The organism is Micromonospora sp. DT233, from assembly GCF_049841815.1.
Lineage (GTDB): Bacteria > Actinomycetota > Actinomycetes > Mycobacteriales > Micromonosporaceae > Micromonospora.
Map to the genome: position 1 here is coordinate 178,598 of NZ_JBNCLB010000011.1, position 8,495 is coordinate 187,092.

Genomic DNA, 8,495 nt, shown 5'->3' on the forward strand with positions numbered 1-8,495 from the left:
GTCGTGCGATTCAGTTCATGAACATCCGCACGTGGGCGTGCTGGTGCGCGCCCGCCAGGATGTCCAGGTGCGGGGCGAAGCCCTGCATGTCGTCGAGGTCCGCGCCGCGCACGTCGCGGTAGTCGTCGGCGACGTGCGCGTTGACCGCGAAGAGGATCGACTGCGCGTCGAGGTGGTCCACCCGGATCAGCCGCAGCGCCGCGCCGAGCACCATCGAGGCCGCGCCGTACTGGTGGGCGGCGAAGGCGTCCTGCTCGCCGATCCCCAGCTCGGCGAAGAGCACCCCGAGCGCCACCGGGTACGTCACCGGCACCCCGTCGGCCGCGCCGCCGATCCGCTCCTTGAGCAGCGACTCCCCGACGATCCGGGCCGAGGCCTCGGCCAGCTTCTGCCCCATCCGTACGGACATGGCGCGCATCTCCTCGTTGACCTTGCGCAGGTGCACGGCCTCGTCGGCCCGGCGGATCCGGTCGAGGTCGCCGGCGGCGACGGCCCGGTGCCCGGCCAGCAGCGCGACGCCGTCGGCGGTGGCGGCGAGCCGGGTGATGGTCCGGACGAAGTCCCGCAGGGTGTCGCGGTCGTGCACCACGCCGTGCTCGACGGCGGCCTCCAGCCCGTTGGAGAAGGAGAACGCCCCGACCGGGAAGACCGAGTCGCCGAACTGCAGCAGCTTGAGGGTCTCGACCATGGTGCGCACCGGGGAGGCCCCGCCCTCAGTTGAGCTGGGCGGGAAGGTGGGTGTGCGGGGTCGAGTCCGCCCCGCCGAAGAGCCGCCGCGACTCGTGCGGCGCGAGGTAGGCGATGACCTCGGTGCCGGGGACGAACTCGTGGGAGATCCCGGTGAACGCGTGGGTACGCATCACCGAGTCCATCACCTTGCGGTCCACGGTCAGCGGGACGTACATCGTGGTGCCCTTGACCACGGCCGGCCAGTGCTGGTTGCCGATCGCGTGGCCGAGCTCGACGGCCGAGCGGATCACCAGGTCGGGCGAGGCGCCGCGCAGCTCGTCCAGGTGCACCACCATCACCTCGCCGAGGGTGATCCGGGCCACCACGGCGGTGCCGGTGGCGTCGTCGAAGGCGAGGATGTCGCCGTCGCGCAGCCGGACCCCCCGGCCGAGGGAGACCGCCAGCTCCGCGCCGGAGCTGGTCGCCTTGCGGATCCGGCTCTTCTGGGCGTCCCACTGGTCGAGCACGAAGTCGTCGATGCGCGCCTCGCGCAGCCGATCGGTCCAGTTCGGCTCGTTCATGTTGCCGAGCACCGTCTCGACGAGCACGGGCTCCTCCTTTCCTCGGGCGGCTGCCCGTCTTCCCCGGGCGACCGCCCGGCGGCTGGGGCTAGCTGAAGAACGGGGTCAGCTGAAGAAGTAGAGCTGGCTGAGGGGGAGATTGCGGGCCGCCGGCACGGTCGCGTGCACGCCGTCGAGCTTCACCGCGAAGGTCTCCGGGTCGACCTCGAGCTTCGGGGTCCGGTCGTTGCGGACCATGTCCCGCTTGGTCAGGCCCCGGGTGCGGTAGACGGGGACGAGCTGCCGTTGCAGCCCGAGCTGCTCGCCGATGCCGCACTCGTGGGCGGCCCGGGAGACGAAGGTGATGCAGCTCTTGGCGAGCTGGCTGCCCTGGGAGCCGAACATCGGCCGGTAGTAGACCGGCTGCGGCGTCGGCAGCGAGGCGTTCGGGTCGCCCATGATCGACCAGGCGATCAGGCCGCCCTTGAGGACCAGCTTCGGCTTGGCGCCGAAGAAGGCCGGCTCCCAGAGCACCAGGTCGGCCATCTTGCCCGGCGTGATCGAGCCCAGCACGTGCGAGATGCCCTGGGTGATCGCCGGGTTGATGGTCATCTTGGCGACGTACCGCAGCACCCGGAAGTTGTCGTTGCCGTCGGCGTCCTCGGCGAGCTTGCCCCGGGCGGTCTTCATCTGCCCGGCGAGCTGGATGGTGCGCAGCCAGGTCTCGCCGACCCGGCCCATCGCCTGCGAGTCGCTGGACATCATCGAGATGACGCCCTCGTCGAGCAGGACGTCCTCGGCCGCGATGGTCTCCGTGCGGATCCGGCTCTCGACGAAGGCCACGTCCGAGGGGACCTTCGGGTTGAAGTTGTGGCAGACCATGATCATGTCGTAGAGCTCGGACTGGCTGTTGATGCCGTACGGCACCGTGGGCGTGGTCGAGCTGGGCAGCACGTTCATCTGCCCGGCGACCTTGATGATGTCCGGCGCGTGCCCGCCGCCCGCGCCCTCGGTGTGGAAGGTGTGGATGGTCCGGCCCTCGAAGGCGGCGATGCTGTCCTCGATGTAGCCGCTCTCGTTGAGGGTGTCGGTGTGGATGCTGACCTGCACGTCGTACTCGTCGGCGACCTCCAGGCAGGCCCGGATCACCGCGGGCGGCGCACCCCAGTCCTCGTGGATCTTGAAGCTCGGCGCGCCGGCCAGGATCTGCTCCACCAGCGGGCCCCGGCCGCTGCTGTTGCCCTTGGCCATGATGCCGATGTTGATCGGGATGGTCTCGAAGGAGCGCATCATCGCCTGGATGTTCCACGGGCCCGGGGTGATGGTGACGCCGTTGGTGCTGTCGCTCGGGCCGGTGCCGCCGCCCCAGAGGGTCGTCACGCCGTTGCTCAGCGCCGCGAACGCCTGCTGCGGGGTGACCAGGTGCACGTGGGTGTCGATGCCACCGGCCGTCAGGATCAGGTGCTCGCCGGAGATGGCATCGGTGCCCGGCCCGGTCACCAGCTCGGGGGTCACCCCGTCCATGGTGTGCGGGTTGCCGGCCTTGCCGATGCCGGCGATCTTGCCGTCCTTGACGCCCACGTCGGCCTTGATCACCCCGAGGGTCGCGTCGACGATCGTCACATTCGTGATCACCAGGTCGAGGCCGCCGGCGGCGTTGGTGTACTGGTTGTCGACGCCCATGCCGTCGCGCAGGGTCTTGCCGCCGCCGTACATGACCTCGTCGCCGAGGACACGCAGATCCTTCTCGATCTCGATGTAGAGGTCGGTGTCGGCCAGCCTGATCTTGTCGCCCGTGGTCGGGCCGTACATGCCGGCGTATTCCTGCCGGGAAATCTGCGTCATCGAGGCTTCTCCCCCGCCCGAGGCCGTCGGGCGTGTGAAATGGCGTGGCTACTGCTTCTTGCCCTGCTCCGTGCTCTTGCCCGGGGCCTTCTCCTGGCCCTGGGCGTCCGGGGCGGACTTGAAACCCCGGGTCTTGGCGTCGTGGAGCGCGTCGATCCGGTCCGGCCGGTACGGGCCCTCGCCGGTCCAGCCCTGGACCAGCCCGTTGAACCCGTACACCCGCTGCTGGCCCCCGTACGGGATGAGCTGCACGGTCTTGCGGTCGCCCGGCTCGAAGCGGATCGACGTGGTCGCCGGGATGTTCAGCCGCTTGCCGAAGGCCGCCTCCCGGTCGAACGCCAGCATCCGGTTGGCCTCGAAGAAGTGGAAGTGCGAGCCGACCTGGATCGGCCGGTCGCCGGTGTTGTGCACGACGACCTCCGAGACCGGGCGGCCCGCGTTGAGTTCCAGCGGCTGCTCGGCCAGCACGTAGCCGCCGATGGGCCGCACGTGCTTCGAGTTGGGCCCGGGATGCTGCTTGGTCATTGAACTGCTCCGCTCTGCTGGGACGGCTCTCCTGCCGACGGCTCGCCCGCTTCGGCCGGTGGATGCCGGCGGGCCTACTGGACCGGCGAGTGCACGGTGACCAGCCGGGAGCCGTCGGTGAAGACCGCCTCGACCTGGATCATGGGCAGCATCTCCGGCACGCCCGGCAGCACGTCGTCGGCGTTGAGCACGGTGCGGGCGTGGTTCATGACCTCTTCGACGGTCTTGCCTTCGCGGGCGCCCTCCAAGGCCGCCGCGCAGATCACCGCGACGGTCTCCGGATGGTTGAGCTTCAGCCCTCGGGCCCGGCGGGCGTTGGCGACCATCGCCATCGACAGGATCGTCAGCTTGTCGAATTCCCTCGGTGTCAGATGCACGTTGCTGATCCTTCGCGACTGTTCGATCGCCGGGCGGCGAGCCGGCCGCGAGGACGCGTCCCGACCACCGACCGGTAGGCCAACCTCTAAACCGAGGTCCTAAACGGCTTTTGTCCGGTTATGGGGTAAACATAACCCGTCGCCCGCCCGGGCCGGGCCGGATCGGCCAAGACGGCGGCGAGGAGAAGGCGTCGAGGTCGGCTTGGCGACCGGATCCGGGCCGGGGTCGAGGTCGTCACCCTCCGGCGACCCGCGCCGGGCGCGTCGACGACGACGCCTGCTACGCACCGAAACCCAACGCATTGAAATACGCCTATGCTGTCACCGGCTGGCTCCGGCGGCGTCGCGCGGCCTGCGGCGAGTGCCGGACACGCCATCGGCAGCACGTCGGTCCGGCGCTCTGCCGATATCCCGGCCATTGTCAGATGGGAGCGGTCCATGCGTCTTCGAGCTGTCAGCATCACCTGTGCGGTGGGGGCCCTCGCCGCCGCGCTGTTGGCCGTGCCGGCCACGCCGGCCGCGGCCGTGCCGGGCGAGCTGCAGGTGATCCCGGCCCTGAGACAGTGGACGGCGGGCACCGGCAGCTACACCTTCGGCACCGCCAGCCGCATCGTGGTCGATCCCGCCCACGCCGCCGCGCTCACCGACGACGCCGCCACCTTCGCCGCCGACCTGCGTGACCTGACCGGTCGCACGGTCTCCGTCGTCACCGGCACCGCCGCCACCGGCGACATCCGGCTCACCCTCGGCGGCACCCAGCCCGCCGAGGGCTACACGATGACGGTCGGGGCCAGCATCTCCATCCAGGGCTCGACCGACACCGGCGCCTTCTACGGCACCCGCACCGTGCTGCAACTGCTCAGGCAGTCCGGCACCGTGCCCGCCGGCACCACCACCGACGCCCCCGCCAAGCCCGAACGCGGCCTGATGCTCGACGTGGGCCGCAAGTACGTCACCGGGGAGTGGCTGCGCCAACAGATCAAGGAACTGGCCTACCTCAAGCTGAACCGGCTGCACCTGCACCTCTCCGACACCCACGGGTTCCGGCTGGAGAGCACCACCCACCCGGAGGTGGTCTCGGAGCAGCACTACAGCAAGCAGGAGATGCGGGAGATCGTCGCGCTCGCCGCGAAGTACCACATCGAGATCGTCCCCGAGATCGACATGCCGGGCCACCTCAACGCCGTCCTGGCCAAGCACCCGGAGCTGCAACTCACCGACAGCGCCGGCAACCGCGACCCCTACTACCTGGACCTGTCCAAGCCGGGGGCCTACACCCTCATGCGCGACCTCATCACCGAGTTCCTGCCGCTCTTCCCCGGGCGGTACTGGCACATCGGCGCGGACGAGTACGTCGGCAACTACGCCGCCTACCCGCAGCTGCTGGCGTACGCCCGCGCGAACTACGGGCCCGACGCCACCGCCAAGGACACCTACTACGGCTTCATCAACTGGGCCAACGACATCGTCCGCGCCGGCGGCAAGACCACCCGGATGTGGAACGACGGCATCGGCACCGACGGCACCATCCGCCCGGCCGCCAACATCAACGTCGACTACTGGTTCAACCACGGCATCACCCCGCAGGCCCTGCTGGACCGGGGCCACACCATCACCAACCAGTCCTGGGACCCCACCTACTACGTCTCCGGCGCCGCCAAGCCGAACGTGACCTGGGCCTACGAGACCTGGAACCCCGACCTGTTCCACGGTGGCGGCACCATCGGCCAACCGGCCCGCAACCTCGGCTCGATGGTGCACGTCTGGAACGACAACCCCAACGCCGAGACGCAGGACCAGATCGCCGCGGGTATCCGGGCGATCCTGCGGGTGCTGGCCCAGCAGACCTGGGGCTCGCCGAAGCCGGCCACCACCTACGCCGCGTTCAGCGCGATCATGGACCGGATCGGCCGGGCCCCCGGCGGGCCGGGATCGACCGGGAACCTGGCGATCAAGCGCCCGGTGAGCGTGTCGTCGACCGAGACGCCCGACTTCCCGGCCGCCAACGCGGTCGACGGCAACCTCGCCACCCGCTGGTCGTCGGCGCACACCGACCCGAGCTGGATCCGCGTCGACCTCGGCGGAGTGCGGGAGGTGACCCGGGTGACGCTGCGCTGGGAGACCGCCTACGCCCGGGCGTACCAGCTCCAGACCTCCACCAACGGCACCACCTGGACCACCGCGCGGACCATCACCGCCGGCGACGGCGGCACCGACGAACACGGCCTCGCCACCACCGCCCGCTACGTGCGCGTGCACGGCACCCAACGCGGCAGCGGGTTCGGCTACTCGCTGTGGGAGTTCGAGGTCCACGGCCCGACCGGGAACCTGGCGCTACGCCGGCCGGTGAGCGTGTCCTCGACCGAGACGCCGGACTTCCCGGCCACGGCGGCGGTCGACGGCGAGGCCCACACGCGCTGGGCGTCGACCTACACCGACCCGAGCTGGATCCAGGTCGACCTCGGCAGCAGCCGGGAGGTCAACCGGGTCGTCCTGCGCTGGGAGGACGCGTACGCCCGCGCGTACCAGATCAGGACCTCCACCGACGGCACCACCTGGACCACCGCGACGACCATCACCGCCGGCGACGGCGCCGCCGACGAGCACACCCTCACCGTCACCGCCCGCTACGTGCGCGTGCACGGCACCCAACGCGCCACCGGCTTCGGCTACTCGCTGTGGGAGTTCGAGGTCTACGGCCCGAGGTAGGCCGCCGGCACGGGCGGGCCCGACGGGTCGGGGCCCTCCGCCCTCTCCGGTGGAGGGCCCCACACGCGCGATCCGGTGCCCGCAGGCGCTCCTCGGCGTCAGGCCGAGAGGGCGCCGACCTTCGTGTCGGTGCCCGCCGAGCTGACCGCCTCGACCGGCTCCGTGGGCGTGATCGACAGCTTCCCCGGCCACCAGTTACCCCGGCCCAGCAGCGTCATCAGCGCCGGCAGGACGACGCCACGGATGATCAGCGCATCGAGCAGGACGGCCAGCGCCAGGCCCAGGCCGAGCTGCTTGAACTCGATGAGACTCAGCGTGGCGAAGATCGCGAACACCGAGACCATGACGATCGCGCGAATCGTGGTCGGATTGCAGCGCATGTCGGTGACGCAGATGAACCTGTAGCCACGGCTGGCGGCGATGGCACTCAGCGCGACGCCCAGGTTACCGGACGACGATTCGACGATTATCGAGCCGGCGGTCACGACACCGTCGCGTTCGGCGGCGGCGATCATCTCCCCGGCCGCCTTCAACTTGATGGAGCCGGCGAAGTTGAAGCCCTCGCATTTGAGGAAGAGCGGTCGACTGACGATCCACTTCAGATCGACGAACAGGTCATCAACGTGGAACTCCTGCGGCGCAGAGATTATCTGCACGAGGCCCTCATGGGATGCGGGTGGACGGGCGGGTCAGCCGTACCGTTCGAGTTCGGCGTAGAAGTCCTCTACGACGTCCAGCTGCCCGGCTGCGACCACCCGGTCGTAGACGAACCGACCGACGCCGAGGTCGAGCACGCCCAGGCCGAAGGGCGAGAAGACAACCGGCCGGTCGGCCGGCACCGCGGTCGCGCCGGTCAGCACGTCGAAGAGCGTGCCGGCCAGGAAATCGCGGTTGCCCGTCTGCTGCTCGGTCAGGTGCACCGAGGTCTGCGCCTTGAGGCAGTGCTCGACGTCGTCCACGACGTTGGTCGAGGCGAGGATCACCTCGGGCGAGAGGTCCCGCAGCGAGAGGTGCAGCACCAGCGGGTTGTGGTCGAACCAGGAGGGGTCCGTCACGTGCGGCTTGCCGGCCACGGTGGCGAAGACGACGAGATCGGAGCCCTGGATCAGGCTTTCGGCGGAATCGTGCACCCGCACCGGGGCCGAGTCGGCGCCGCGCAGGTAGTTCGCCAGCCCGGCGGAGTGCTCCTCCAGCAGGTCGTGGACGCCGATCTCGTCGAACTCCCAGCCGTTGCCGGCCAGGAAGGTGTGTACGAACCGGGCGATCAGCCCGGCCCCGACGAAGCCCAGCCGGCGCGGCCGGTCAGCGCCACGGGCGGCGCTGAGCCGCTCTGCGGCGAGCGCCGCGGAGGCCGCGGTACGCACCGCGCTGATGATCGACGCCTCGAGGCAGGCGATCGGGTAGCCGGTCGCCGGGTCGTTGAGGATCAGCACCGCGGAGGCCCGCGGTAGACCGCTTGCGACGTTGCCGGGAAAGCTGGAGATCCACTTTATGCCGTCGACCGGGGCGGCCCCGCCGAGCGAGGCCGGCAGCGCGATGATGCGCGACTCGACGCGGTCGGGGAACCTGAGGAAGTAGGAGGGCGGATTGACCGTCCCACCTGATCCGTGCGTGACGTACACCTCTTCGACGAGACGCGTGACGGCGCGCTCGGCGGACCTGAGAACTTCCTGGACCTGGCGGCCTGGAATGACCGCGAAGGACGGCGCATGGGCGCGCGGCATCCATTCCCCCTTACAACTCCTAACTTAATGATGTTGGGCGTAACCGGCTGGACGTGAGGATCGTTTTGTTTGGACGTGAGGAGGGG

At 69.9% G+C, this 8,495-nt stretch carries 8 protein-coding genes; 1 reads left to right on the forward strand and 7 read right to left on the reverse strand.

The features are described from left to right. Nucleotides 1-10 precede the first annotated feature (10 nt). The 5 genes from ACLQ2V_RS21840 to ACLQ2V_RS21860 all read right to left on the reverse strand — a co-directional run bounded on the left by ACLQ2V_RS21840 (nt 11) and on the right by ACLQ2V_RS21860 (nt 3,976). A complete protein-coding gene (locus ACLQ2V_RS21840) occupies nt 11-688 on the reverse strand; it encodes an urease accessory protein UreF (protein ID WP_425720406.1) in 678 nt (225 codons plus the stop codon). 25 nt (nt 689-713) lie between these two features. After that, the gene (gene ureE, locus ACLQ2V_RS21845; protein WP_425720407.1) at nt 714-1,277 is read right to left on the reverse strand and encodes an urease accessory protein UreE; all 564 of its coding nucleotides are present in this window, start codon (nt 1,275-1,277) and stop codon (nt 714-716) included. Between the two features lie 78 nt (nt 1,278-1,355). Then, nucleotides 1,356-3,074 (reverse strand): urease subunit alpha, encoded by a 1,719-nt coding sequence (locus ACLQ2V_RS21850; protein WP_425720408.1) that lies wholly within the window; start codon nt 3,072-3,074, stop codon nt 1,356-1,358. Between the two features lie 48 nt (nt 3,075-3,122). Continuing rightward, nucleotides 3,123-3,599 carry an urease subunit beta gene (locus ACLQ2V_RS21855; protein WP_425720409.1) on the reverse strand — a complete coding sequence of 159 codons (477 nt, stop codon included), beginning with the start codon at nt 3,597-3,599 and terminating at the stop codon, nt 3,123-3,125. Nucleotides 3,600-3,673: 74 nt separating this feature from the next. Next, nucleotides 3,674-3,976 carry an urease subunit gamma gene (locus ACLQ2V_RS21860; RefSeq protein ID WP_425720410.1) on the reverse strand — a complete coding sequence of 101 codons (303 nt, stop codon included), beginning with the start codon at nt 3,974-3,976 and terminating at the stop codon, nt 3,674-3,676. A gap of 438 nt (nt 3,977-4,414) precedes the next feature. Between ACLQ2V_RS21860 and ACLQ2V_RS21865 the strand changes: the two genes are divergently transcribed. Then, nucleotides 4,415-6,685, forward strand: coding sequence for a discoidin domain-containing protein (locus tag ACLQ2V_RS21865; protein WP_425720411.1), 2,271 nt, complete (start codon nt 4,415-4,417; stop codon nt 6,683-6,685). A gap of 98 nt (nt 6,686-6,783) precedes the next feature. On the opposite strand, the gene ACLQ2V_RS21870 is transcribed toward ACLQ2V_RS21865, so the two are convergent. Next, the gene (locus tag ACLQ2V_RS21870; protein WP_425720412.1) at nt 6,784-7,341 is read right to left on the reverse strand and encodes a pyridoxal-phosphate dependent enzyme; all 558 of its coding nucleotides are present in this window, start codon (nt 7,339-7,341) and stop codon (nt 6,784-6,786) included. 33 nt (nt 7,342-7,374) lie between these two features. Further along, nucleotides 7,375-8,409 carry a 2,3-diaminopropionate biosynthesis protein SbnB gene (sbnB, locus tag ACLQ2V_RS21875; RefSeq protein WP_425720413.1) on the reverse strand — a complete coding sequence of 345 codons (1,035 nt, stop codon included), beginning with the start codon at nt 8,407-8,409 and terminating at the stop codon, nt 7,375-7,377. Between the last annotated feature and the right edge of the window lie 86 nt (nt 8,410-8,495).